The sequence below is a fragment of the Stutzerimonas chloritidismutans genome (assembly GCF_038562055.1).
Taxonomy (GTDB): Bacteria; Pseudomonadota; Gammaproteobacteria; order Pseudomonadales; family Pseudomonadaceae; genus Stutzerimonas; species Stutzerimonas chloritidismutans_A.
Genome location: NZ_JBCFXD010000002.1, coordinates 240,022 through 264,975 on the forward strand (window position 1 = coordinate 240,022; position 24,954 = coordinate 264,975).

The 24,954-nt window shown below is 59.1% G+C and carries 23 protein-coding genes and 1 pseudogene; 5 read left to right on the forward strand and 19 right to left on the reverse strand.

The genetic code is table 11. The features are described 5' to 3' along the window. Positions 1-23: 23 nt before the first annotated feature. From surE to ispF, 3 genes are read right to left on the reverse strand one after another with little or no spacing between them, the layout of a single operon-like run. On the reverse strand, positions 24-773 hold the full coding sequence (gene surE, locus AAGW23_RS04555; protein WP_342405184.1) for a 5'/3'-nucleotidase SurE: 750 nt from the start codon (positions 771-773) through the stop codon (positions 24-26). Then, positions 773-1,813: a tRNA pseudouridine(13) synthase TruD gene (truD, locus tag AAGW23_RS04560; protein ID WP_342405185.1), complete on the reverse strand. Its 1,041-nt coding sequence runs from the start codon at positions 1,811-1,813 to the stop codon at positions 773-775. Before truD ends, surE begins: the two co-directional genes overlap by 1 nt. Next, positions 1,810-2,283: a 2-C-methyl-D-erythritol 2,4-cyclodiphosphate synthase gene (gene ispF / locus AAGW23_RS04565; RefSeq protein WP_342405503.1), complete on the reverse strand. Its 474-nt coding sequence runs from the start codon at positions 2,281-2,283 to the stop codon at positions 1,810-1,812. Before ispF ends, truD begins: the two co-directional genes overlap by 4 nt. 183 nt (positions 2,284-2,466) lie before the next feature. Here ispF and AAGW23_RS04570 point away from each other — a divergent pair, with 183 nt between their 5' ends. Both AAGW23_RS04570 and AAGW23_RS04575 read left to right on the forward strand, forming a co-directional pair. Further along, positions 2,467-2,769 (forward strand): ArsR/SmtB family transcription factor, encoded by a 303-nt coding sequence (locus AAGW23_RS04570; protein ID WP_102834869.1) that lies wholly within the window; start codon positions 2,467-2,469, stop codon positions 2,767-2,769. Positions 2,770-2,806: 37 nt separating this feature from the next. Beyond that, a complete protein-coding gene (locus tag AAGW23_RS04575) occupies positions 2,807-3,856 on the forward strand; it encodes an alkene reductase (protein ID WP_342405186.1) in 1,050 nt (349 codons plus the stop codon). A 223-nt stretch (positions 3,857-4,079) separates the two neighbouring features. Here AAGW23_RS04575 and fghA read toward each other — a convergent pair whose 3' ends face one another. Both fghA and AAGW23_RS04585 read right to left on the reverse strand, forming a co-directional pair. Then, positions 4,080-4,925: an S-formylglutathione hydrolase gene (gene fghA, locus AAGW23_RS04580; RefSeq protein WP_342405187.1), complete on the reverse strand. Its 846-nt coding sequence runs from the start codon at positions 4,923-4,925 to the stop codon at positions 4,080-4,082. 68 nt (positions 4,926-4,993) lie between these two features. After that, entirely contained in the window at positions 4,994-6,109 is a 1,116-nt protein-coding gene (locus tag AAGW23_RS04585; RefSeq protein WP_342405188.1) for an S-(hydroxymethyl)glutathione dehydrogenase/class III alcohol dehydrogenase, read from the reverse strand. Positions 6,110-6,238: 129 nt separating this feature from the next. Between AAGW23_RS04585 and AAGW23_RS04590 the strand changes: the two genes are divergently transcribed. The 3 genes and pseudogenes from AAGW23_RS04590 (at position 6,239) to AAGW23_RS04600 (ending at position 8,835) form a co-directional block, all read left to right on the forward strand. Further along, positions 6,239-7,138, forward strand: coding sequence for a LysR family transcriptional regulator (locus AAGW23_RS04590; RefSeq protein WP_342405189.1), 900 nt, complete (start codon positions 6,239-6,241; stop codon positions 7,136-7,138). Positions 7,139-7,269: 131 nt separating this feature from the next. After that, positions 7,270-7,569, forward strand: a pseudogene (hpf, locus tag AAGW23_RS04595) (ribosome hibernation-promoting factor, HPF/YfiA family); the annotation flags it as partial. Between the two features lie 99 nt (positions 7,570-7,668). After that, complete coding sequence (locus AAGW23_RS04600) at positions 7,669-8,835, forward strand: hypothetical protein (protein ID WP_342405190.1); 1,167 nt, start codon at positions 7,669-7,671, stop codon at positions 8,833-8,835. Between the two features lie 70 nt (positions 8,836-8,905). Here AAGW23_RS04600 and ispD read toward each other — a convergent pair whose 3' ends face one another. The 14 genes from ispD to AAGW23_RS04670 form a co-directional block, all read right to left on the reverse strand. Beyond that, entirely contained in the window at positions 8,906-9,610 is a 705-nt protein-coding gene (gene ispD / locus AAGW23_RS04605) for a 2-C-methyl-D-erythritol 4-phosphate cytidylyltransferase (RefSeq protein ID WP_342405191.1), read from the reverse strand. Continuing rightward, positions 9,607-9,885, reverse strand: coding sequence for a cell division protein FtsB (gene ftsB / locus AAGW23_RS04610; RefSeq protein ID WP_342405504.1), 279 nt, complete (start codon positions 9,883-9,885; stop codon positions 9,607-9,609). The genes ispD and ftsB overlap by 4 nt, the downstream gene beginning before the upstream one ends. A 194-nt stretch (positions 9,886-10,079) precedes the next feature. Then, positions 10,080-11,369: a phosphopyruvate hydratase gene (gene eno / locus AAGW23_RS04615; RefSeq protein ID WP_342405192.1), complete on the reverse strand. Its 1,290-nt coding sequence runs from the start codon at positions 11,367-11,369 to the stop codon at positions 10,080-10,082. Positions 11,370-11,402: 33 nt separating this feature from the next. After that, positions 11,403-12,248 (reverse strand): 3-deoxy-8-phosphooctulonate synthase, encoded by an 846-nt coding sequence (kdsA, locus tag AAGW23_RS04620; RefSeq protein ID WP_102834878.1) that lies wholly within the window; start codon positions 12,246-12,248, stop codon positions 11,403-11,405. After that, a complete protein-coding gene (locus AAGW23_RS04625; protein WP_127838762.1) occupies positions 12,245-13,876 on the reverse strand; it encodes a CTP synthase in 1,632 nt (543 codons plus the stop codon). The genes kdsA and AAGW23_RS04625 overlap by 4 nt, the downstream gene beginning before the upstream one ends. A gap of 140 nt (positions 13,877-14,016) precedes the next feature. After that, entirely contained in the window at positions 14,017-15,336 is a 1,320-nt protein-coding gene (gene tilS, locus AAGW23_RS04630; protein WP_342405193.1) for a tRNA lysidine(34) synthetase TilS, read from the reverse strand. Between the two features lie 165 nt (positions 15,337-15,501). Continuing rightward, entirely contained in the window at positions 15,502-16,452 is a 951-nt protein-coding gene (locus AAGW23_RS04635) for an acetyl-CoA carboxylase carboxyltransferase subunit alpha (RefSeq protein ID WP_342405195.1), read from the reverse strand. A gap of 185 nt (positions 16,453-16,637) precedes the next feature. After that, positions 16,638-20,159, reverse strand: coding sequence for a DNA polymerase III subunit alpha (dnaE, locus tag AAGW23_RS04640; RefSeq protein ID WP_342405196.1), 3,522 nt, complete (start codon positions 20,157-20,159; stop codon positions 16,638-16,640). A gap of 132 nt (positions 20,160-20,291) precedes the next feature. Further along, complete coding sequence (gene rnhB, locus AAGW23_RS04645; protein ID WP_342405197.1) at positions 20,292-20,939, reverse strand: ribonuclease HII; 648 nt, start codon at positions 20,937-20,939, stop codon at positions 20,292-20,294. Next, positions 20,939-22,072, reverse strand: a complete 1,134-nt coding sequence (gene lpxB / locus AAGW23_RS04650) for a lipid-A-disaccharide synthase (protein ID WP_342405198.1) — start codon at positions 22,070-22,072, stop codon at positions 20,939-20,941. The genes rnhB and lpxB overlap by 1 nt, the downstream gene beginning before the upstream one ends. A 1-nt stretch (position 22,073) precedes the next feature. Beyond that, entirely contained in the window at positions 22,074-22,850 is a 777-nt protein-coding gene (gene lpxA, locus AAGW23_RS04655; protein ID WP_342405199.1) for an acyl-ACP--UDP-N-acetylglucosamine O-acyltransferase, read from the reverse strand. After that, positions 22,847-23,287 carry a 3-hydroxyacyl-ACP dehydratase FabZ gene (fabZ, locus tag AAGW23_RS04660; RefSeq protein WP_019342391.1) on the reverse strand — a complete coding sequence of 147 codons (441 nt, stop codon included), beginning with the start codon at positions 23,285-23,287 and terminating at the stop codon, positions 22,847-22,849. The genes lpxA and fabZ overlap by 4 nt, the downstream gene beginning before the upstream one ends. A gap of 100 nt (positions 23,288-23,387) precedes the next feature. Then, positions 23,388-24,446 (reverse strand): UDP-3-O-(3-hydroxymyristoyl)glucosamine N-acyltransferase, encoded by a 1,059-nt coding sequence (gene lpxD, locus AAGW23_RS04665; protein WP_342405200.1) that lies wholly within the window; start codon positions 24,444-24,446, stop codon positions 23,388-23,390. Further along, entirely contained in the window at positions 24,446-24,949 is a 504-nt protein-coding gene (locus AAGW23_RS04670) for an OmpH family outer membrane protein (RefSeq protein ID WP_102835037.1), read from the reverse strand. Before AAGW23_RS04670 ends, lpxD begins: the two co-directional genes overlap by 1 nt. Positions 24,950-24,954 lie beyond the last annotated feature (5 nt).

Below are 24,954 nucleotides of genomic sequence, written 5' to 3' on the forward strand. Positions count from 1 at the left end.
CAGCAGGTCATCGGATCCGCGGTTCACAACACGCCCTCCAGCCAACTGTCGAGGCCGTCGAAGGCCTCATGAAAGGTTCGGTCCAACTGCAGTGGCGTGATCGAAACGTAGCCCTGCATTACCGCATGAAAATCAGTGCCTGGCCCGCCGTCCTCAACGTCCCCGGCCACCGAAATCCAGTAACCATCCTTGCCACGCGGATTCGCCTGCTTTACAGGCGGCTTGGCCCTGCTTCGATGGCCCAGGCGCGTCAGCTGGATGCCGCGCAGGTGATCCAGCGGCAGGTTTGGAACATTGACACTCAACACCGTACGCGGCGGAAGCTCCAGCGACGCCTGATGCTCGACCAGCTTGCGCGCGACGTAGGCGGCTGTAGGCAGGTTATCGGTCAGCCGCGACACCAGGGAAAAAGCGAACGCGGGCTTACCGGTGAATCGCCCTTCGATGGCTGCGGCGACAGTGCCGGAATACAGCACGTCGTCGCCTAGATTGGCGCCCAGATTAATACCGGAAACCACCATGTCGGGCACGTCTTCCAGCAGGCCGTTGATGCCCAGGTGAACACAATCCGTCGGCGTGCCGTTCACGCCGATAAAACCATTCGGCATGATTGTGGTATGAAGCGGGCGATCCAGGGTCAGCGCACTGCTGGCGCCACTCATGTCCTGGATTGGGGCCACCACCCTGCACTCGGCATAATCCGCCAGCGCGTCATAAAGCGCGGCGAGCCCAGGTGCATACACCCCGTCGTCGTTGGCGATCAGAATACGCATCAGATGTCCGTCTGCCCTGCCAGGCTGACCAGTTCGCGCACCACAGCAGTGGCAAAGCATCCGGTCGGCAGGACGAATTCAAGTTGCAGAATGTCAGGCTCGAGATAATGCCACGACAAGCCGCCCATTGGGAGGCGAAGAATGCGCCGTTCATGCTTCATTCCGGCTTCTGCGAGCCACTTGGCGATTGACGGCTCCGTTGCGGCAACCTGCATCTCCAGTGCTTGAACATCGCCCGAGGCGGGCGACTCACCGGCGCCCCAGAGCGGGCCGGTCGGATGCAGATCCAGCACGGCCAGCCTTGGATCGCTGCAGTCAGCCTCGCCGGCAGGAAAGAAGCTGCGGCTGTCAGTGAAGGCCAGCAGATCACCGACCCGCGCCTGATTCCAACTACCCGCCGCAACTCGTTCAGCTAACACTCGATTGAACAGATAACTACGCCCCGCCGATAGCAGACGCGAGCGGAGATTACGCTGTACCGGAAGCTCTTGCCTATCCGCATACTCGCGGGCGCCGTGGACATTTCCTCCCTCATGACCGAAGCGCTGCAGGCCAAAATAGTTGGGTACACCTTCCCTCTTGATTCGCTCGATACGCGCATCGAGTTCGGCGTGATCAGCCTTCAGCTCCGTCAAGCGAAGGGTAAAACCATTGGCCGAGTGGGCACCGCGCTGCAGTTTTCGCTGATGACGGCCGCTCTGGAGAATCGTCAGGGTTTCGTCTTCGGCCCCGGCCAGCGCAGGATCAGCTTTGCCCGGCAGATGCAGACTGAACCACTGGCGGGTCAGCGCCTGACGATCTTTCAAGCCGGCATAGCTGATATTGCGCACCGAAACGCCAGCAGCCCGCGCCAGGCGTCGCGCAGCCTCCTCGGTGTTGAGGTTGCGCTTTTCCACCCAGAGCCACAGATGCTCACCGGCACCAGACAAGGGGATGTCGAGCACCTCGTCGACCTGGAAGTCCTCCGCCACAGCCTTGAGCACGGCGGAGCCACAGGCCCCTCCATGTGCCGTTGGGCCGAGCAACTGATCCTCGGTCATACGCCGACCAGCAGCGCGACGGCATGCACGGCAATGCCTTCTTCACGCCCGGTAAAACCAAGCTTCTCGGTAGTGGTGGCCTTGACGTTGACCTGATCCAGGTCAACTTGCAGGTCTTCGGCGATCAGGGTTCGCATGGATTCGATATGTGGAGCCATCTTGGGCGCCTGGGCAACGATGGTGGCGTCAATGTTGCCAACCTTCCAGCCCTTGCTTTGCACCTGTTTGAGCACATGACGCAGCAGGACGCGGCTATCGGCCCCCTTGAAGGCCGGATCGGTGTCCGGGAAGTGCTTACCGATATCACCGAGCGCCGCCGCGCCAAGCAATGCATCGCTCAGGGCGTGCAGCAACACGTCACCGTCCGAATGCGCGAGCAGGCCGAACCTGTGAGAAATCTGTACCCCGCCGAGGGTAACGAAGTCGCCCTCACCAAAACGATGCACGTCGTAGCCGTGGCCGATTCGCATAGTCATATGCCCTCGAAAAGATCAGCCCGCGATTCTACAGGACAGCAGCAACCATTGAAGCCGCAACAGTGAGAACCCTGCCGATCGATACCAACGATAACCACCATCAACCGAATCGATCTCATATCGTCATTTAGCGATATATAGTTCGCCCCATCGCGATATACCCAACCGGACGACACCATGCCCGAAGAACTGGACGACATGCTCAAGGCAATTGCCCACCCTTTGCGGCGGGAGATTCTGGCCTGGCTGAAAGAACCGCAACGCTATTTTTCCGAGCAGCACCACTCACTGGAGAACGGCGTGTGCGCCGGGCAGATCGACCAGCGCGCCGGACTGTCGCAGTCCACGGTTTCGGCCCATCTGGCAACACTGCAACGAGCGGGACTGATCACCAACCGCAAGGTCGGTCAGTGGCATTTTTTCAAACGCAATGAACCGGCTATCGAAGCCCTCGTAACCCGTCTTGGCCGTGAACTCTGAGCTTCGCAGCCCTCACCTTGTAAGGAGCAGCATCGCTATGCCCACACTTTTCGATCCGATCAATATTGGCGAACTGGAACTGGCCAACCGCATCATCATGGCCCCGCTGACCCGTTGCCGCGCTGAGCCTGGCCGCGTTCCGGGAGACCTGATTGCCGAGTACTACACTCAGCGGGCCGACGCAGGCCTGATCATCAGCGAAGCCACCTCGGTCACACCGATGGGCGTCGGTTACCCGGACACCCCCGGTATCTGGTCGGCTGAGCAGGTGCAGGGCTGGAGAAAGGTAACCGATGCGGTCCACGCCAAGGGCGGCAAGATCGTGCTGCAGCTCTGGCATGTCGGTCGGATTTCCGACCCGTTATACCTCGACGGCCAGCTTCCGGTCGCCCCTAGCGCCATCAAGCCCGCCGGTCATGTCAGCCTGGTGCGGCCGATGAAGGAATTCGAAACCCCTCGCGCCCTGGAGAATCAAGAAATCGCCGGCATCGTCGAGGCTTACCGCAAGGGGGCTGAAAACGCCCGGGAAGCAGGTTTCGACGGCGTGGAAATTCACGGTGCCAACGGTTACCTACTCGACCAGTTCCTTCAGGACAGCACCAACCAGCGCACCGATCAGTACGGCGGATCACTGGAAAACCGTGCACGTCTCCTGCTGGAAGTCACGGATGCTGCGGTTGGGGTGTGGGGCGCTGGTCGCGTAGGTGTGCACCTGGCCCCACGAGCCGACGCTCACGACATGGGCGACTCCAATCGTGCAGAAACCTTCAGTTATGTCGCACGTGAGCTGGGCAAGCGTGGCATCGCCTTTATCTGCACCCGTGAGAAAGCCGGCGAGGACAGCCTCGGCCCGCAACTGAAAGAGATCTTCGGCGGCGTCTACATCGCCAACGAGCGCTTCACCAAGGAACAGGCCAACGCCTGGCTTGAAGAAGGCAAGGCCGACGCGGTTGCATTCGGCATCCCGTACATCGCCAACCCCGACCTGGTCGAGCGCCTACGTAAGGACGCTCCGCTCAACGAGCCTCGGCCTGAGTTGTTCTATGCGAAAGGTGCCGAAGGCTACACCGATTATCCATCGCTCTAGCTCCTTGCGATGGAAGGCCCGACCGGGTAACCGGTCGGGCCTTTTTTGTGCTTGCCGCTGATGACGCGCAACGCATTGCATCGATAGACTTGGGGCATTTGCGCTGTCGGCAACGCTACAGCGATCTACCCGCCAGATAAGCCATCAGTGGTAAGCGCACTGCCCCGAGAGAAAAGATTCTGCTATCGCAAAACAGCCAGCTCTTCGGCAAACGCAGCACACCTCAAGCCTTCAGCGCCTGCGCATGATGACGCAGATGATCGTCGATAAAGCTGCTGATGAAGTTGTAACTGTGATCGTAGCCAGGCTGGATACGCATCGTCAGCGGATGATCCGCCGCTCTTGCGGCGGATACCAATGCCTCAGGCTTCAACTGGTTGACCATGAAGTCGTCACGATCACCCTGGTCGACCAGTATCGGCAACTTCTCCTGCGCCTTGGTAATCAAGGCGCAGGCATCCCATTCACGCCAGCGAGAGCGATCTTCACCGAGGTAATTGGAAAAGGCCTTTTCACCCCACGGGCAGTCAGCCGGATTGGTGATCGGCGCGAAGGCCGACAGCGACTGGTAGCGACCAGGGTTCTTCAAAGCGCACACCAACGCACCGTGACCGCCCATGGAGTGCCCGCTGATGCTGCGCTTGTCAGAAACCGGGAAGTTCGCCTCGATCAGCGCAGGCAGCTCATCGACCACGTAGTCGTGCATACGGTAATGCTGAGCCCAGGGCTGCTGGGTCGCATTCAAATAGAAACCCGCGCCTAATCCGAAGTCATAAGCCGCGTCCGGATCGTCTGGAACATCAGGCCCGCGCGGGCTGGTATCTGGGGCGACGATGATCAGCCCAAGTTCTGCAGCAAGTCGATGCGCACCCGCTTTCTGCATGAAGTTTTCATCGGTACAGGTCAGGCCGGACAGCCAGTACAACACAGGCAGCTTTTCGCCCTGCTCCGCCTGCGGCGGTAGGTATACGGCAAACACCATGTCGCAGTTCAAGCTGGCGGAACGGTGTCGATAGCGCTTATGCCAGCCACCGAAGCTCTTCTGGCAGGATAGATTCTCTAGGCTCATGGGCCCTCCTGAAGCGGGCCGGTCACGTTCGCTATTAAAGGCGAAGCGCGACGGCCCGATACGCTGAATCAGTAGTGGATGACAGTCCGAATGCTCTTGCCTTCATGCATCAGGTCAAATGCCTGATTGATCTCGTCCAGCCCCATGTTGTGGGTGATGAAGGTATCCAGCGGGATCTCGCCGGTCTGAGCCTTCTCCACATAGCTCGGCAGCTCGGTACGCCCCTTGACGCCACCGAAGGCGCTGCCACGCCAAACGCGGCCCGTCACCAGCTGGAACGGACGCGTGCTGATCTCCTGACCGGCGCCGGCCACGCCGATGATCACCGACTCGCCCCAACCCTTGTGGGCACATTCCAGCGCGGCGCGCATCAGCTGGACGTTGCCGACACACTCGAATGAATAGTCAACGCCACCATCAGTCATCTCGACGATGACTTCTTGAATCGGCTTGTCGTAATCCTTCGGATTGACGAAGTCGGTCGCACCCAGCTCTTCGGCGATGGCGAATTTTGACGGATTGATGTCGATCGCGATGATTCGGCTGGCCTTGGCCATCTTTGCGCCGATGATCGCCGCCAGGCCGATGCCGCCCAGGCCGAATACCGCTACAGTCGCGCCCTCTTCAACCTTGGCAGTGTTAAGTACCGCACCAATCCCCGTGGTAACGCCACAACCCAACAGGCAGACCTTGTCCAGCGGCGCTTCCTTGGGAATCTTCGCCACCGAAACCTCCGGCAACACGGTGTACTCAGAAAACGTCGAAGTACCCATGTAGTGGTAAATCGGCTGGCCGTTGTAGGAGAACCGCGTGGTGCCGTCCGGCATCAGGCCTTTGCCCTGAGTGGCGCGTACCGAGCTGCAGAGGTTGGTCTTGCCGGATTTGCAGAATTTGCACTGGCGACATTCGGCGGTATACAGCGGGATCACGTGATCGCCCAATGCCACCGAGGTAACGCCTTCGCCGATAGCTTCGACGATGCCACCACCTTCGTGACCAAGGATGCATGGGAAGACACCTTCCGAATCTTCGCCGGAGAGCGTGTACGCGTCGGTGTGGCAGACGCCAGTCGCAACGATGCGCACCAGCACCTCGCCAGCCTTGGGCGGTTCGACGTCCACCTCGACAATTTGCAGAGGCTGATTGGGGGCAAACGCTACGGCGGCACGGGACTTGATGGTCATGGCTGACTTTACTCGTGGATGGATAGTGAGGCGCAGTGTAGTTTTATCGGCGAACAGGGTTAATAAGCTGATCGTGGAAACATTATTGCCAGCCAGGGATAATCCAGCCCTCTACCAAAAGGATCGCTTATGAACCGGTGGGAAGGCCTGGACGAATTCGTGGCAGTCGCTGAAGCGGGCAGCTTCATGCGCGCAGCCGAACATCTGCGCGTCTCGTCATCCCATGTAAGTCGGCAAGTGGCGCGGCTGGAGGAACGTCTGCAGGCCCGCTTGCTCTATCGCACCACGCGCCGTGTATCGCTGACCGAAGCCGGCCATACCTTTCTCGCTCGCTGCCAACGTCTGATCGAAGAGCGCGACGAAGCCTTTCACGCCATCAGCGACCTGCATGCCGCCCCCACAGGACTACTGCGCATGACCGCTGCAGTCGCGTACGGCGAACGCTTCATTGTGCCGCTGGTAAACGAATTCATGGCGCAGCATCCGCAATTGCGGGTTGACATCGAACTGTCCAACCGCACGCTCGATCTGGTGCAGGAAGGTTATGACCTGGCCATACGCCTGGGCCGACTCAGCGAATCGCGGCTGGTCGCTGCGCGCATTGCCCCGCGGGCGATGTATCTGTGCGCAGCGCCGAGCTATCTCGAACGCTACGGCCGGCCTCACACGCTGTCCGAGCTGGCGCGCCATAATTGTCTGATTGGCACCGTCGACACCTGGATGTTGCAGATCGACGGCCGCGAACAACCCTTCAAGCCCTCGGGGAACTGGCGTTGCAACAGCGGCCAGGCGGTGCTGGACGCCGCACTAAGGGGTTTCGGGCTATGTCAGCTGCCGGACTATTACGTCCAGGAACCGCTGCGCCGCGGTGAACTGGTGTCCCTGCTCGAAACCTATCAACCGCCGAATACAGCCGTATGGGCCGTGTATCCGCAGCGGCGTTACCCTCTGCCGAAGGTCCGGCTATTGATCCAGGCATTGAAGCAGGGCCTGGCAAGCCGCCCTGAATACCGAAACGAACGCAATTGAGTTGCGACTGCGCCGCGCGTCCGACTGCCAACGCCAGGCGGAACCCGACTTAACCCACCACGTCGAAATGCTGAAGCCGGTGCCTCCGGCCCTCTGCTTGAGCGAGCCGGCCATTCAATCAGGAGGACATCATGCAGATTCTGGTGAACAGCAATCATAGCGTCGACGTGACCAGCAATCTTGAGGAACACGTGAAAGCGACGGTCGAGAGCGAACTGGAGCGTTTCGACGATCAGCTGACCCGAGTCGAAGTTCATCTCAACGACGAGAACAGCGGCAAAAGCGGCCCGCAGGATAAGCGCTGCCAGATGGAAGCACGCGTCAAAGGACACGAGCCCATCTCGACCAGCCACAAGGCAGACTCGCTGAATCTGGCTATCGACGGCTGTGCCGAAAAGCTAAGCCACGCACTCGCCCATGTGCTGGACAAGAAGCTCAATCACCACTGAATGCCGCCTATGCGCCCCGACAAAGCGGACCAACGGACACCCGTGAGGAACCGAACCATCTGACAACGAGTGAGGCCGTATATGAACAGATTGCTCGATCGAGAAACCCTGTCCCAACTGCTGGCAAAACGCGAAGCGCCCTGCCTTTCACTTTATCAGCCCACCCACCGCAGTTTCCCCGAACGTCAGCAGGATCCAATCCGCTTCAAGCACCTTGTCCGCGAGCTGGAAGACTCTCTCAAGCAGCAAGGCCATGGCGACCAGGCCAAAGCACTGCTCAAGCCGTTCCAAGACCTGATGAATGATCCCGACTTCTGGAATTCCAACCGCGATGGACTTGCGGTGTTCGGCGCAACGGATTATTTCGAGGTATTCCGCTTGCAGCGCAGCGTTCCAGAGCTCGCCGTCGCCAATGATCGAATGCACCTCAAGCCGCTTCTGCGAATCGCGCAATCCGCTGACCGCTATCAAATACTGGCGATCACCCTCAACTCGGTTCGTCTATTCGAAGGCAACCGCGACGGCATCGACGAAGTTCGCTTAGGCGACGGCGTACCGAAAACCCTTGAAGAAGCATTGGGGCGCGATCTAACCGAGAAGGGGCAGACCGGCTTCCCGCAAGGCTACAGCCGCGCCAGCGAGCGTGGCGATCCTATGCAGGTGGAAAGCGGTGGCGCTGGCCGCCAAGAAGAAATCGATCGAGACCGGGAGCGTTTCTTCCGTGAAGTGGACCGCGCAATTCTCGAGCACCACAGCCGCAAGTCGCGACTGCCGCTGATCCTCGCCGCATTGCCGGAGCATCAGTTTCATTTTCGCAAGCTCAGCCACAATGACTTCATGCTTCCCGATGGCATCGAAAGCGATGCATCGTTGCTGAGCCATGACGAACTGCAGCAAAAGAGCTGGATGGTCATGCAGCCGCGCTATATGAAACGTCTGGAAGGCTTCATCAACCAATACGGCGTGTCGCACGGTCAGGGGCTGGCGACCGATCAGCTTGAGCAGATCGGCCAGGCGACGCTCGAAGGCCGTGTCGCCACGCTGCTGGTAGAGGCCGAGCGTCAGATTCCAGGGTTTGTAGACAAGCAGCAGGGTAAGGCAGTCGCAGTGCAAGATGGCTCCGCGACGACGCCGGACCTGCTCGACGAGTTGACCATATGGACGCTGGAACAAGGCGGCGAGGTGATTGCTGTACCTACCGAACGCATGCCGACTGAAAGTGGTGCCGCTGCAATCTATCGGTACTGATCGCAGCAACTGAAGGGCCGCTATGCAGAGCGCATCGACTTTGTGCCGAGCATTCTGAACAGCGCTGGACTCACGATTTCCAGCGCTGCTTCAGCCATTGGAGATCCTCTGGACGAGTGATCTTCAGATTGTCGGCCCGACCTTCAACCAAACGCGGGTGGTATCCCGCCCATTCAAGCGCGGACGCTTCATCAGTCACCGCCACCCCGCTGGCAAGCGCATCCGCCAAAGCCTCGCGCAACGACCCAAGCCGGAACATCTGTGGGGTAAACGCTTGCCAGATGACGCTGCGATCAACCGTCTCCTGTACTCGGCCGTCTGTATCTGCACGCTTGAGCGTATCGCGCGCCGGCACGGCGAGCAGCCCACCAACGGGATCGTCAGCAAGGGTCTCAAGCAGCTGGTTAAGATCTGCGATTGTCAGATTGGGTCTGGCAGCATCGTGCACCAGCACCCAGTCGTTGTCTGAGGCACCGAGGCCGGACAGTTTGCGCAAGCCGCCCAGCACGGAGTCAGCTCGCTCGCTACCGCCATCGGCACGGTGGACCCGCGGATCTATCGCGCAAGCGAGATCGGGCCAATACGCATCATCGCTCGCCAGGCAGACCACCAGCCCCATGAGCTGGGGATGACCCAGAAAACAATCCAGGGTGTGTTCCAGGATCGTCCTTCCAGCCAGCTGCAGATACTGCTTGGGACGGTCGGCTCGCATGCGACTGCCAATGCCGGCAGCCGGAATCACGACCCAGTAAGACGGGAGATTTTCTATGCTCATTCGGTGAGCTGAAAGAGAGTTTCGCCCTCTTTGACCATGCCCAACTCATGCCGAGCACGCTCTTCCACAGTTTCCATACCCTGCTTGAGCTCTTTAACCTCGGCTTCGAGAATTCGGTTGCGCTCAAGCAACCTCTGGTTCTCGCCCTGCTGCTCGGCGATCTGTTTGTTCAGCCCGCTGACCTGGGCGAGGCTGCCCTCGCCGACCCACAGGCGATACTGCAAGCCACCCAGGAGCAGAATCAGAACAACAAACAACCAGTAGCGACTGCGCATGGAGGACATGGATCGAGTTCGATTGATTTCCAGTGACGTTGTATAAGCGGCGGTCAGCGACATGGCCCGGCTTTCCTTTGCTGGCTAGCGCATCGCCGTGCGGCGACCTTAACAGCGCTGACCGTTATCCACAAAAAAGGGCGACTAACGCCGCCCTTTTCTAGCATGCCTCAGCTTTTCTAGCGATAGCCAGATTAGCCGCGAAACTCGGCACGTCCCTTATAAGCAGCTTTTCCGCCGAGCTGCTCTTCGATACGAAGCAGCTGGTTGTACTTGGATACGCGGTCCGAGCGGCACAGTGAGCCTGTTTTTATCTGACCTGCAGCCGTTCCAACCGCCAGATCGGCAATGGTGCTGTCTTCCGTTTCACCGGAACGGTGAGAAATCACCGCCGTATATCCAGCAGCCTTGGCCATCTGGATGGCTTCCAGGGTTTCGGTCAGCGAACCGATCTGGTTGAACTTGATCAAGATCGAGTTACCGATGCCCTTCTCGATACCTTCCTTGAGGATCTTGGTGTTGGTCACGAACAGGTCGTCGCCCACCAGCTGAACTTTGCTACCGATCTTGTCGGTCAGAACCTTCCAGCCAGCCCAGTCGGACTCGTCCATGCCGTCTTCGATCGAGATGATTGGGTAGCGCTCGGCCAGGCCCGCCAGGTAGTCAGCGAAACCGGCGGCGTCGAAGACTTTGCCTTCACCGGCGAGGTCGTACTTACCGTTCTCGAAGAACTCGCTAGAAGCGCAATCAAGCGCTAGGGTGACGTCATCGCCCAGCGTATAACCGGCGTTAGCCACCGCTTCTGCGATGGCTGCCAGGGCGTCTTCGTTGGATGCCAGGTTCGGTGCGAAGCCACCTTCGTCACCAACCGAAGTGCTCAGGCCACGGGCCTTCAACACGGCCTTCAGATGATGGAAGATTTCGGCGCCCATGCGCAGCGCATCAGCGAACGTTTTGGCGCCGACGGGCTGAACCATGAACTCCTGAATGTCGACATTGTTGTCGGCATGTTCACCACCGTTGATGATGTTCATCATCGGCACCGGCATGGAGTACTCACCCGGTGTGCCATTGAGATTGGCAATGTGCGCGTAGAGCGGCAGATCCTGGTCCTGCGCAGCGGCTTTGGCAGCAGCCAACGACACAGCAAGAATGGCGTTGGCACCCAGCGAGGCTTTGTTTTCGGTACCGTCCAGCTCGATCATGGCGCGGTCCAGCGCCTTCTGATCCAGCGGATCCTTACCCACCAGCAGATCACGGATAGGGCCATTGATGTTGCTGACAGCCTTCAGCACACCCTTGCCCATGTAACGGCTCTTGTCGCCATCGCGCAGTTCCAGCGCCTCGCGGGAACCCGTGGAAGCACCGGACGGCGCACAAGCGCTGCCGATAATGCCGTTATCCAGGATAACGTCCGCTTCAACAGTGGGATTGCCACGGGAGTCGAGAACCTCACGCCCTTTGATGTCGACGATCTTTGCCATTTTTATTAACACTCCGTAGATAGCTTTAAGGCTTCAAGCAGTTTCGATTGGCGCAAAATTCTTGATCAGGTCATCCAGCTGCTTGAGCTGGGTGAGAAAGGGTTCGAGCTTGTCCAGACGCAACGCACAAGGACCATCACACTTGGCATTTTCCGGATCCGGATGCGCTTCCAGGAACAATCCGGCCAACCCCTGGCTGAGCCCGGCCTTTGCCAGATCGGTAACTTGTGCACGACGACCGCCAGCCGAGTCGGCGCGGCCACCCGGCATCTGCAGCGCATGTGTGACATCGAAGATCACCGGATATTGCATCCGCTTCATGATGTCGAAGCCGAGCATGTCGACGACCAGGTTGTTGTAGCCGAACGACGAGCCGCGTTCGCAAAGAATCAGCTGATCATTACCGGCTTCTTCACACTTGGTGAGGATGTGCTTCATCTCCTGCGGCGCGAGGAACTGCGCTTTCTTGATATTGATCACCGCACCGGTCTTCGCCATTGCAACCACCAGATCGGTCTGGCGCGAGAGGAAGGCCGGCAGCTGAATGATGTCGCACACTTCGGCGACCGGCTGGGCCTGATGCGGCTCATGCACATCGGTGATCACAGGCACGCCGAAGGTCTTCTTCACTTCTTCAAAGATGCGCATCCCCTCTTCCAGGCCAGGGCCACGGAAGGAATTGATGGAGGAGCGATTGGCCTTGTCGAAGCTGGCCTTGAAGATATAGGGAATACCGAGTTTCTCGGTCACCTTCACATAGGTTTCGCAGATCTGCAGTGCAAGATCGCGGGACTCCAGCACATTCATCCCGCCAAACAGCACGAACGGCTTGTCGTTGGCGATCTCGATACTACCGACGCGAATAGTCTTTTGGCTCATGCCTTGCCCGCCTTGTAATCCAGCGCCGCCTTGACGAAGCCGCTAAACAGCGGATGACCGTCGCGCGGTGTGGAAGTGAATTCAGGGTGGAACTGGCAGGCCACGAACCAGGGATGATCCGGCGCCTCGACCACCTCAACCAGCGCGCCGTCACCGGAGCGACCGGTGATCTTCAGGCCAGCGGCCTGCAGTTGCGGCAGCAGGTTGTTGTTCACTTCGTAGCGATGACGATGACGCTCAATGATGCGTTCCTTGCCATAGCAGGCGAACACGTTGGAGCCGGCCTCCAGGCCGCATTCCTGCGCCCCCAGGCGCATGGTGCCACCCAGGTCGGAAGCATCGCTGCGGGTTTCCACTGCTCCGGTGGCATCTTCCCACTCAGTGATCAGACCGACGACCGGATGTGTGCTGTCCTTGTCGAATTCGGTGGAGTTGGCGTCGGTCCATCCCAATACATCCCGGGCGAACTCGATTACTGCGACCTGCATGCCAAGGCAGATGCCGAGGTAGGGGATCTTGTTTTCGCGAGCATATTTGACGGTGGCAATCTTGCCTTCCACGCCGCGCAGCCCGAAACCACCCGGAACCAGGATCGCATCCATGCCTTCCAGCAGGCTGGTGCCCTGGTTCTCGATGTCTTCGGAATCGATGTAGCGAAGGTTCACTTTGGTACGGCTCTGGATGCCAGCATGGCTCATTGCTTCGATCAGAGATTTGTACGCATCCAGAAGTTCCATGTACTTACCGACCATGGCGATGGTGACTTCCTTTTCAGGGTTTAGCTTGGCGTCGACCACACGATCCCATTCGGACAGGTCCGCGCCGCCACACTCCAGACCGAAGCGCTCGACCACAAAGTCGTCCAGACCCTGAGCATGCAGCACGCCAGGAATCTTGTAGATGGTATCGACGTCCTCCAGGCTGATCACCGCACGCTCTTCCACGTTGGTGAACAAGGCAATCTTGCGCCGTGAGGAAACATCGATCGGGTGATCGGAGCGGCACACCAGTACGTCAGGCTGCAGACCGATGGAGCGCAGCTCCTTGACCGAATGCTGGGTCGGTTTGGTCTTGGTCTCACCAGCCGTGGCGATATAAGGGACCAGGGTCAGGTGCATCAGCATCGCGCGCTTGGCGCCGACTTCAACGCGCAGCTGGCGGATCGCTTCAAGGAAGGGTTGCGACTCGATGTCGCCGACCGTGCCGCCAACCTCTACCAGCGCGACGTCGGCATCGCCTGCGCCTTTGATGATGCGGCGCTTGATCTCGTCAGTGATGTGCGGAATGACCTGAATGGTCGCACCCAGGTAGTCACCACGGCGCTCGCGACGCAGTACGTCTTCGTAGACGCGGCCGGTGGTGAAGTTGTTGCTCTTGGTCATCGTGGTGCGGATGAACCGCTCGTAGTGACCCAAGTCGAGGTCGGTCTCGGCGCCGTCGTGCGTGACGAACACCTCACCGTGCTGGAACGGGCTCATAGTGCCCGGGTCCACGTTGATGTAAGGATCCAGCTTGAGCATCGTGACCTTCAGGCCCCGCGCCTCCAGGATGGCCGCCAATGAAGCCGAGGCGATGCCTTTCCCCAATGAAGAAACAACACCACCCGTGACGAAGATGTAGCGCGTCATGAAAAACCCTAGAAGTCTGCGTTAAGCGGTCAGCGCCGCCGGGGGAAAGCGAAGGTGCCACTGCGCCTGAGGCGGCAATAGCTCAACTGCCACGGTTTTCGAAGAAAGCCGCAGAAGCTGTGTTGGGACGGGAGCGTAGTCTACTCGAAAGACCCTACCAGCTCAAACGTGTCGACGGCTGGCGGCGACCACTGAAGCGACAGGGTTTGTGCATCGAACTGCGGCAGATTGGCTACAGCAACGAGCTCACCGTCTAGAAACAGCAACGGTAGACGCGAGCGCACAAAACCTGGCACTCCAGCCTCATTGAGCAACCGCTTGAGGTCACGCCGGCCACGGCCAGGAATTCTCAGTGACTCGCCGCCCTGACGATAACGCACCTGCAGCAAGCCCTGCCCAGCGTAGCCGCTCAAGCGCAGGAAGCCGTTGCCGGGCAGCTGCAGGTCAGCGCTCGACTGCAGCCAGTCGACCGGCCCCGGCGGCGTGGCTAACCAGGGCCCCGATAGCCACCAGACGCACCCATCGCCTCTGTGCAGCTCGCCAGCGGCCAAGCGCCAGACCGGAGCGGCATCCGGAGTAGCATCGCGCAGTGCATCCCAGCCAGCCCAATGATCGCTATCGGGAAGCGCCGTCAGATCTGCCAACCAGTAGCGCAACGCATTGCGCTGACGGGCGGGGCTCAGCGACTCCAACGACGGCAAGGAGAGCCTTGGCATCGGTAACCACTGATATCTAAACTGCGCACGGGCTTCGCGCAGATCAAGCTCGGCCAGTTCATCCAGTAGCTGCTGTGCCTCGCCCAGATGCCCGGCGGTACGCGCCATATTTTCCACGGCTCGCGGCCAGCGCTGCCGCAGTACAGGCATGACACGATGACGAAGAAAGTTTCGTGCATGTTCGGTGCATTGGTTGCTTGGGTCCTCGACCCAGCTAAGGCCCTGCGCTCGTGCGTAGGCCTCCAGTTCGTCACGCCCGACATTCAGCAAAGGCCGCACCAGCCAGCCGTCGCCCAGCGCGCGTACTGCTGGCATGCTGGCAAGGCCACGCACCCCCGCGCCACGCAGCAGGCGAAAGACCAGAGTCTCTGCCTGATCGCCTCGGTGCTGGCCAGTAAAAAGCACGTCGGCTGTATTCAGACACTCGCTGAAGGCCGCATAGCGCGCAGCTCGTGCGGCGCTTTCGAGGCTCGGACCAGGCTCGACCCGTACCCGCACGACCCGCATCTCGATGCGGAGGTCTTGGCAGATGGACCGGCAGTGCTCCGGCCAACTCTCGGCTGCAGGCTGTAAACCATGATGGACATGGATCGCGCTGATTGGCGGAAGCTTTTCACGAGTCGATAAGCGCACCAATAGATGCAGCAGTGCGGTGGAGTCCAGCCCACCGGAAAACGCCACATACCAACGCGGCGCGCTACGCCATGGTTGCAATGCATCAAGCAGCCGAGACTCGAGAGACATCTGATTTCAGCTCAGATTAACCAAACACCAGCATAAGCTGAAAATGGACCGACACAACCAGCCCCTTGGATCGCAGCGATGCCAAGAGAACCTCGGACTAGCCAAATGGACAGACGCAAAAACGGCGGGAAATCCCGCCGTTTTCGTTCATCGACCGTAAAGTTATCAGGCGATGCCGTAGCTCATCAGACGCTCGTAGCGCCGCGCCAGCAACGCTTCCGAGTCGAGCCCCTTGAGCATATCCAGCTGGGCGGTCAATTCGTCTCGCAGCGACGCAGCAGCCACCGCCGGATTGCGGTGAGCGCCGCCAAGCGGCTCAGCAATAACCTTGTCGACGATACCGAGATTTTTCAAACGCTCGGCGGTGACACCCATCGCCTCGGCAGCTTCCGGCGCCTTGTCAGCAGTACGCCATAGAATCGAGGCGCAACCTTCAGGCGAAATGACCGCATAGGTCGAGTACTGCAGCATATTCAGCTGGTCGCAAACACCAATAGCCAGCGCCCCCCCGGACCCGCCCTCGCCGATCACGGTGGCGATAATGGGGGTTTTCAGCCGCGCCATGACCCGCAGGTTCCAGGCAATCGCCTCGCTCTGATTGCGCTCTTCAGCGTCGATACCCGGATAGGCGCCAGGTGTATCGATGAAGGTCAGGATCGGCATCTTGAAGCGTTCGGCCATTTCCATCAGGCGGCACGCCTTGCGGTAACCTTCCGGGCGAGGCATACCGAAATTACGACGCACCTTTTCGCGGACCTCTCGACCTTTCTGATGACCGATGATCATCACCGGCTCGCCGTTCAGGCGAGCCGTACCACCGACGATCGCAGCGTCATCCGAAAAATGACGATCACCATGCAGTTCTTCGAACTCGGTGAACAGGTGGTTGATGTAATCCAGCGTGTAGGGGCGCTGCGGGTGTCGGGCCAGACGAGCGATCTGCCAACTGGTGAGATTGCCGAAAATGCTCTCGGTGAGCGACTCGCTCTTGTCCTGCAAGCGGGCGATCTCATCGCCAATGTTCAGCGAGTTGTCATTACCAACCAGGCGCAATTCTTCGATCTTGGCTTGCAGGTCGGCGATCGGCTGTTCGAAATCGAGAAAATTCGGGTTCATAGGCATCCGTCATGCGTCGACGGCCAGGCGGCCGGGAGCTGTTCCGTTTTTTGCGCCCTACCTTACGGGACGGACGCATTCAGGTCGAACAAAATGTTCACAATCATGACCCGATCAGAGATCAGGCCGGTTCAGGACGCCGATGGTTCTCGCTCCTGCAAAGGTGCATCCGCCGGCGGGTCCCACTATCGGTATTGCAGAAAGACGTTGTCGCGCCCGAACTGGTCACGCAATGCCTGAATCAAGTTGTCGGCCGGGTCGATTCGCCAACCTTCACCGAATTGCAACAGAGCCCGGGCATCAGCGCCGGTGTATTCAAGGGTAATCGGACAGGCGCCGCGATGACGGCCGCACACATCGGCCAACCAACGGACTCGATCGCCTTTAAGCGCATCGCTGGCAACCTTGACTCGCAGACTCTCAGCCAACCCAGTTCGGGCCTCCTCCAGGCTCATGACCCGCTTGGCTCGCAGGCGCAATCCACCCGAGAAATCATCATTGCTGACCTCGCCCTCGACCACCACCAGGGCATCGGTCTGCAGCAACGCCTGAGCGCTATTGAAGGCTTCGGCGAACAGCGAGGCTTCGATTCGGCCCGAGCGATCATCAAGCGTGATAAAGCCCATTTTGTCGCCTTTCTTATTCTTCATCACCCGCAGATTGACGATCAGGCCGGCTACAGTCTGCTCGCCCCGAGCAGGACGCAAATCAATGATGCGCTGACGAGCAAAGCGGCGGACCTCACCTTCGTATTCATCGATCGGATGACCGGTAAGGTAGAGCCCCAGGGTGTCCTTCTCGCCTTTCAGACGCTCCTTCAAGGACAACTCGCGTGCTTTGCGATGGTTCGCATAGACATCGGCTTCGGGCTCAGCGAACAAGCCACCAAACAGGTCAGCATGGCCGCTGTCGAGACTGCGTGCTGTCTGCTCCGCTGCCTGAATCGCCTCTTCCATTGCCGAGAGCAGCACCGCCCGATTGCGATCAATATTGGCCTGGTAGGCTTTCGGCTCATCAGAGAAATAAGGCCCAAGGCGATCCAGAGCGCCCCCACGGATCAGCGCTTCGAGGGTGCGTTTGTTGATTCGTTTGAGATCGACACGGCTGCAGAAATCGAACAGATCCTTGAACGGCCCGCCTTCCTTGCGGCATTCACAGATGGCTTCGACCGGGCCCTCACCGACGCCTTTGATCGCGCCAAGCCCGTAAACGATCCGGCCATCGTCACTCACCGTAAACTTGAACTCTGAGTTGTTCACATCAGGCGCGTCGATGCGCAGCTTCATGCTGCGGCATTCTTCGATCAGCGTGACCACCTTGTCGGTGTTGTGCATGTCCGCCGAGAGAACCGCGGCCATGAAAGGCGACGGGTGATGCGCCTTGAGCCAGGCCGTCTGGTACGAGACCAGACCATAGGCCGCCGAATGAGATTTGTTGAAGCCGTAGCCGGCAAACTTTTCCACGAGGTCGAAGATGTTGCCCGCCAGATCAGCGTCGATGCCGTTATTGGCACAACCTTCGATGAAGCCGCCGCGCTGTTTGGCCATTTCCTCGGGCTTTTTCTTGCCCATTGCGCGGCGCAGCATATCCGCCTGGCCCAGGGTATAGCCGCCCATGACCTGCGCAATCTGCATCACCTGCTCCTGGTATAGGATGATGCCGTAGGTGGGCGCCAGTACCGGCTTGAGACCTTCATACTGGTAATCCGTATGCGGGTAGGAAATTTCTGCCCGCCCGTGCTTACGGTTAATGAAGTCGTCGACCATGCCCGATTGCAGCGGGCCGGGCCGGAACAGCGCTACCAGGGCGATAAGATCCTCAAGGCAGTCCGGCTTGAGCTTCTTGATCAGCTCCTTCATCCCGCGCGATTCAAGCTGGAACACCGCGGTTGTTTCGGCTTTTTGCAGCAACGAATAGGTCGGCTTGTCGTCCAGCGGGATGAAGTCGATGTTGACCGGCTCGAGCCCCTTTCGTGCCTGCTCGCGGTTGATGGTTTCCAGCGCCCATTTGATGATGGTCAGGGTACGCAGGCCAAGGAAGTCGAACTTGACCAAGCCCGCCTGCTCGACGTCATCCTTGTCGAACTGAGTCACTAGGCTGCCGCCTTCGTCATCGCAGGCGATAGGTGCGAAATCGGTGAGCTTGGTCGGCGCGATGACCACGCCGCCGGCGTGCTTGCCGGTACCGCGCGTGATGCCTTCGAGCTTGAGCGCCATGTCCCAGATTTCCCGGGCGTCTTCATCGACAGCCAGGAAGTCCCGGAGCGGCTCTTCCATTTCGTAGGCTTTCGCCAGAGTCATGCCGACTTCGAACGGAATCATCTTCGACAATCGATCAGCCAGGCCGTAGGACTTACCCTGCACCCGCGCCACGTCACGCACCACCGCCTTGGCCGCCATAGTGCCGAAGGTAATGATCTGGCTGACCGCGTTGCGGCCGTACTTCTCCGCCACATAGTCGATGACCCGGTCACGGCCATCCATGCAGAAGTCGACGTCGAAGTCGGGCATGGAGACCCGCTCCGGGTTAAGGAAACGTTCGAACAGCAGGTCGTAGGCCAGCGGATCGAGATCGGTGATCTTCTGCACGTAGGCCACCAGCGAACCCGCTCCCGATCCCCGCCCAGGCCCAACCGGCACGCCATTGCTCTTCGCCCACTGGATGAAGTCCATGACGATGAGAAAGTAGCCGGGGAAACCCATCTGAATAATGATGTCGAGCTCGAAATTCAGCCGGTCGATGTAAACCTGCTTTTTCGCCTCATAGTCCGGCGTGTCCCTGGGCAGCAGCACCTCAAGTCGCTCATCGAGCCCATCGAACGATACCTTGCGGAAATACTCGTCCATGGTCATGCCATCCGGCACCGGAAAATCGGGCAGGAAGTAGGTACCGAGCTGCACTTCAATGTTGCAGCGCCGGGCGATCTCTACGGTGTTCTCCAACGCCTCTGGCAGATCGCTGAACAGCTCCCACATCTCCTCGGGCGTCTTCAGATACTGCTGGTCCGAATAATTCCGCGGCCGCCGCGAGTCGTCGAGGGTGCGACTTTCACCGATACACACGCGCGTTTCGTGGGCTTCAAAATCTTCCTGCTTGAGAAAGCGCACGTCGTTGGTAGCCACAAGAGGAACGCTGCAGCGCTGCGCCAATACCACCGCCGCATGCAGATGCTCTTCGTCGTTGACGCGGCTCGTACGCTGTACTTCAAGATAGAAACGCTGAGGAAAGGTCTGCTTCCACTCGTTCAGTAACGCTTCGGCCAAGGCTTCTTCGCCATCGAGCAGCGCATGGCCGATCTCCCCCTCCTTGGCGCCCGACAATGCAATCAAACCATCTGCCGCGCCTTTGACCCAGTTGCGATCGATGATGATCTGATCGTTGCGCTGACCTTCCGTCCAACCGCGCGAAACCAGTTCAGTCAGATTGCGATATCCCTGGGTGTTCATCGCCAGCAACGTTAAGCGACTGAGCGGCCCATCTTCTTCGCGGCTGGCCAGCCAAATATCGGCACCACAGATCGGCTTGATCCCGGCGCCTTGTGCCGCCTTGTAGAACTTGACCAGTGAGCACATGTTGCTCTGGTCCGTGACCGCCACCGCTGGCATGCCTGCGCTTGCTACCGACTTCACCAACGGTTTGACACGCACCAGTCCGTCAACCAGAGAATATTCAGTGTGCAGACGGAGGTGGACGAAGGAGACGGGCATGAACGAACCTTGGACTGGCAAAACGACAAGCCGCGAATTGTACCGGAAAGCCGCAGCCGATTAAGACGGCGTTTAACCGCTTGTGGATCAGCGGAAAGCACGCCTCGATAGACTGAGGAATGCCGGCGAAGATCAGCCTAGCAGGCTAACCGTTTCGACGGTCACGCGCTCAACCACGACGCAGCCTTGCTCCAGGAGGTTACGCACAGGCGCGAAGGATCGGCGATGGATGATGGTCGGACCGAGACGCCGCAAGGCGTCGAGGTGATGCGGCGTTGGGTAGCCTTTATGGGCGGAAAGCCCATAGCCTGGATAGCACAGGTCCAGCGCACACATTTCCCGATCCCGGCTAACCTTGGCCAGAATCGATGCAGCGGCAATTGCGGGCACTTGAGCATCGCCCTGTATGACCGATGCGCTCGGCACCGCGAGCTGGGGGCACCGATTGCCGTCGATCAAGGCCAATCGAGGTCTGACGCTAAGCCCTTCGACCGCCCGCTGCATGGCCAGCATGGTGGCGTGAAGGATATTCAGCTGATCGATTTCATGCACCTCGGCGCGGGCGATGCACCAGGCCAGCGCTTTCTCGCAAATCTCCTCGAATAACACCTCTCGGCGTGCCTCGGTGAGTTTCTTCGAATCGTTCAAGCCTTCGATCGGACGCAAGGGATCAAGAATCACCGCTGCAGTGACCACAGGCCCACAAAGCGGGCCACGCCCCACTTCATCGACGCCAGCGACCAGCTCTTCAACCAGATTGAAATCCAGCCCGATTTGCATCAGCGCGCGCCTATCAGTTCGAGCACTGCATCGGCCGCCTGGCTCGAGGCATCGCAACGCAGCGTACGGTGAATCGCATCAAACCCTTCGGTCTGCCTGTCACCGTTATCCAGCAATGGCGACAACAGCTGAGCCATAGCATCCGGAGTCGCAGCATCCTGAAGCAACTCCGGAACAAGAAGCCGCTGGGCCAACAAATTAGGCAAGGCCACATACGGGCTTTTAACCAGGCGTTTGAGGATCCGAAACGTCAGCGGCGCAACGCTGTAAGCCACCACCATGGGCCGCTTGTACAGCAAGGCCTCGAGCGTTGCAGTGCCAGAGGCAATCAGCACCGCATTGCAGGCAGCCAAAGCCTCATGGGAACGACCGTCGAGCAACGTCAGCGGAAGGTCCCGTCCTATCAGCATTTGCTCCAACTGAGCTCGCCGTTCGGGACTGGCACAGGGCACCACAAAACGAATCCCCGGCCGCATTGAGCGCAACCGGTCGGCTGCGGCCAGAAACAGTTCGCCAAGACGCCCCACCTCTCCACCCCGACTACCGGGCATCAATGCCACAACCAGCCCGTCCTGAGGTAGGTTCAACGAAGCTCTTGCCTCGGCTCGATCAGATATGAATGGGATGGTGTCGGCCAGCGGATGGCCTACAAAACGCACCGCCACTTGGTGGTCGTCGTAGAACTTCGCCTCGAAGGGAAACAGAGTCAGCATCAGATCGCAGGCTTCACGGATTTTCAGCACGCGCTTTTGACGCCATGCCCAGACCGAAGGGCTGACGTAATGCACCGTCTTGATACCAGCACGCCGCAACTTAAGCGCCAAGTCCAGATTGAAATCCGGCGCGTCAATTCCGATGAAGACATCGGGACGCACTTCAAGCAAAGTCTTGAGCAGACGTTTGCGGCGTCCGAGCAATTCCGGTAGGCGCCCGAGCACCTCGACCAACCCCATGACAGCCAGGCGCTCTTGAGGAAAATAGGATTTGAGCCCTTGCGCCTCCATTCGAGGGCCACCTACGCCGACGAATTCGACCGTTGGATGCTGCGTCTTCAGCGCCTGCATCAATCCGGCGCCAAGGATGTCGCCAGAAGCTTCGCCAGCCACCAGCGCAACTGTTAGCGGCCTTGGCATATCAGCGCGTGATACCGCGGCTCGAGGCCTGCACCGAGTCTCTAAAAAGCGCCACCTCAGGAAATGTCTGTGCATCCACCTCGAGCGCAGACAGCGCAGCTTCGACCGTCAACCCCTTACGATAGACAACTTTGTAAGCATTGCGCAGTGCCATGATGGCTTCGGTGCTGAAGCCCCGACGACGCATGCCTTCGAAGTTCATGCTGCGTGCTTCGGCCGGGTTGCCAAATACCGTCACGAAGGCGGGAACGTCTTTGCCTATGGCCGTGCCCATGCCGGAAAAGCTGTAAGCACCAATGTGGCAGTACTGATGAACAAGGGTGTAACCGGACAGGATCGCCCAGTCGCCCACATGCACATGGCCAGCCAGCGCTGTGTTATTGACCAGAATGCAATGATTGGCGATCACACTGTCATGGCCGATGTGCGCATAGGCCATGATCAGGTTGTGGTTACCGAGGGTGGTCTCACCTCGATCCTGCACGGTACCGCGGTGAATGGTCACCCCTTCGCGGATCACGTTGTGATCCCCAATCACAAGGCGCGTTGGCTCGCCCTTATATTTGAGGTCGGGGGTATCTTCACCCACAGAGGAAAACTGGAAGATTCGATTGTGTCGACCAATACGGGTCGGCCCCTTGATGACCACGTGAGACGCGATCACCGTACCCTCGCCTATTTCGACATCCGGGCCGATGATCGACCACGGGCCGACCTGAACGTCATCCGCCAGCCGGGCCGCAGGATCGACGATGGCACGAGGGTCGACCAAACTCATATCTTCTGTTCCGCACAAATGATTTCAGCCGAGCATACCGGCTTACCGTCAACACTGGCGCGGCAATCGAACTTCCAGATTCCGCGCTTGGCGCTAATGAAAGATGCCTCGAGCGTCAACTGATCACCCGGCACCACGGGTTGACGGAAACGCAGCTTGTCCGAGCCGACGAAAAAGTACAGCGTGCCGTCAGCTGGCTTTGCTCCCATCATCTTGAAACCAAGCAGCCCCGCCGCTTGCGCCATGGCTTCAATGATCAATACGCCCGGCATGATCGGATGCTGCGGGAAATGACCGTTGAAGAAGGGTTCGTTGATGGTGACATTCTTATAGCCGCGAATACGCTTCGCATCCGTGTCTAATTCCACCACCCGGTCAACCAGCAGAAAGGGGTACCGGTGGGGAAGGTATTCACGTATTTCGTTGATATCCATCATTTGGAAAAAAAGCCCGTAAGGAAAATGGGAGTCTGCTCGGCCATATGGCCGAGCGACCCGCTGGCAAATGCCTTCTGAAAGGAGCGATCAGACGGTATGGTCAGCCATCAGAAGCCGTATCCCCGCGCGGGGTCACGGACGCCAAGCGCTTTTCTACCTGTTGCAGCCGGCGCGCCATGTCGTCGAGGTGCCTAATCCGAGCCGCACTCTTGCGCCATTCTGCGGCAGGCTGCATGGCCGTTCCAGATGAATAGCTTCCCGGCTCAGTGATCGACCGTGTGACCATGGTCATGCCTGTGATGAACACGTTGTCGCAGACCTCGATATGCCCAACAAGCCCAGCGCCGCCGGCAATCATGCAGTTACGACCAATCTTCGTGCTACCGGAAATACCGGAACAGCCAGCCATGGCAGTGTTGTCACCGATCTGTACGTTATGCGCAATCATGATCTGGTTATCCAGCTTGACGCCATTGCCTATAACCGTATCCGATATGGCACCACGGTCGATGGTGGTATTGGCGCCAATCTCGACATCGTCACCGATACGCACACCACCTAGCTGAGCAATTTTTTCCCAACTGCCCTGCTCATTCGCGAAACCGAAACCTTCACCACCAATCACCGCACCGGGCTGAATGACTACGCGTTCGCCGATGATTACGTCGTGACATAGGGTAACGCGAGCAGCAAGCCGCCCCCCTGCGCCGATACGGCTTCGTGCACCGACTAGGGATTGCGCTCCGATCTCAACTCCGGGACCCACCCAGGCATCGGCCTCAATCACCACCTGCGCGCCAATGCGCGCTGAGGGATCAACCGAGGCACTGGGGTCGACGACGGCAGTGGGGTGAATACCGGTGGGCGCCAGCGGCCGCCTCTCAAACAGATGCGAGATGCGCGCATAGGCAAGATACGGGTTGGCTACGACCAATGCGGCACCGGTGTAGCCATCGGCATCCTTGGCGGTCAGCAACACGCCGCCCGCCCTCGTCGCGGCTAGAAATTTCCGGTACTGCGCATTTGCCAGAAAACTCAAATGCTCAGGACCAGCATCCTGCAGCGTCGCCAGGCCTGACACCTGCAGCGAGCCGTCGCCGCGCAGGTCCGCCCCAAGCCGTTCGGCGAGATCGCCAAGCGAATAAGCCACTCTGCTCATTAGCGCAGCTGATTCATGCGCTCAATAACCTGGCGGGTGATGTCGTACTGCGGCTTGACATCGACGACCGCGCCACGCTCGAGCACCAGATCATAGTCACCCTTTTTGATGACCTCTTCGACCGCCTTGTCCAGCTTTGGCTTGAGCTGCTTGAGCATGTCACGATCAGCGGATGCTTTAGACTCGTTCAGCTCCTTCGACAGAAACTGGAAGTCGCGGGCCTTTTGCTTGAATTCAAGCTCAAGACGCTCACGCTCAGCCTGCTGCATCTTATCGCCATCTTTCCCGAGACGGTCCTGGATACGTTTGGCGTCGCTCTCAAGTCCTTTAAGCTTTTCCAACTGTGGGCCGAACTTCTTCTCGGCGTCGACCGAATAGCGCTTGGCTGCGTCCGATTCGAGCAAAGCCATCTGATAGTTCATCACCGCTATTTTCATTTCAGCAAATGCGGGGGTAGCCACTAGAGCAGCGGCAATGACAAGCAATTGGGTCAACTTACGCACGGTAT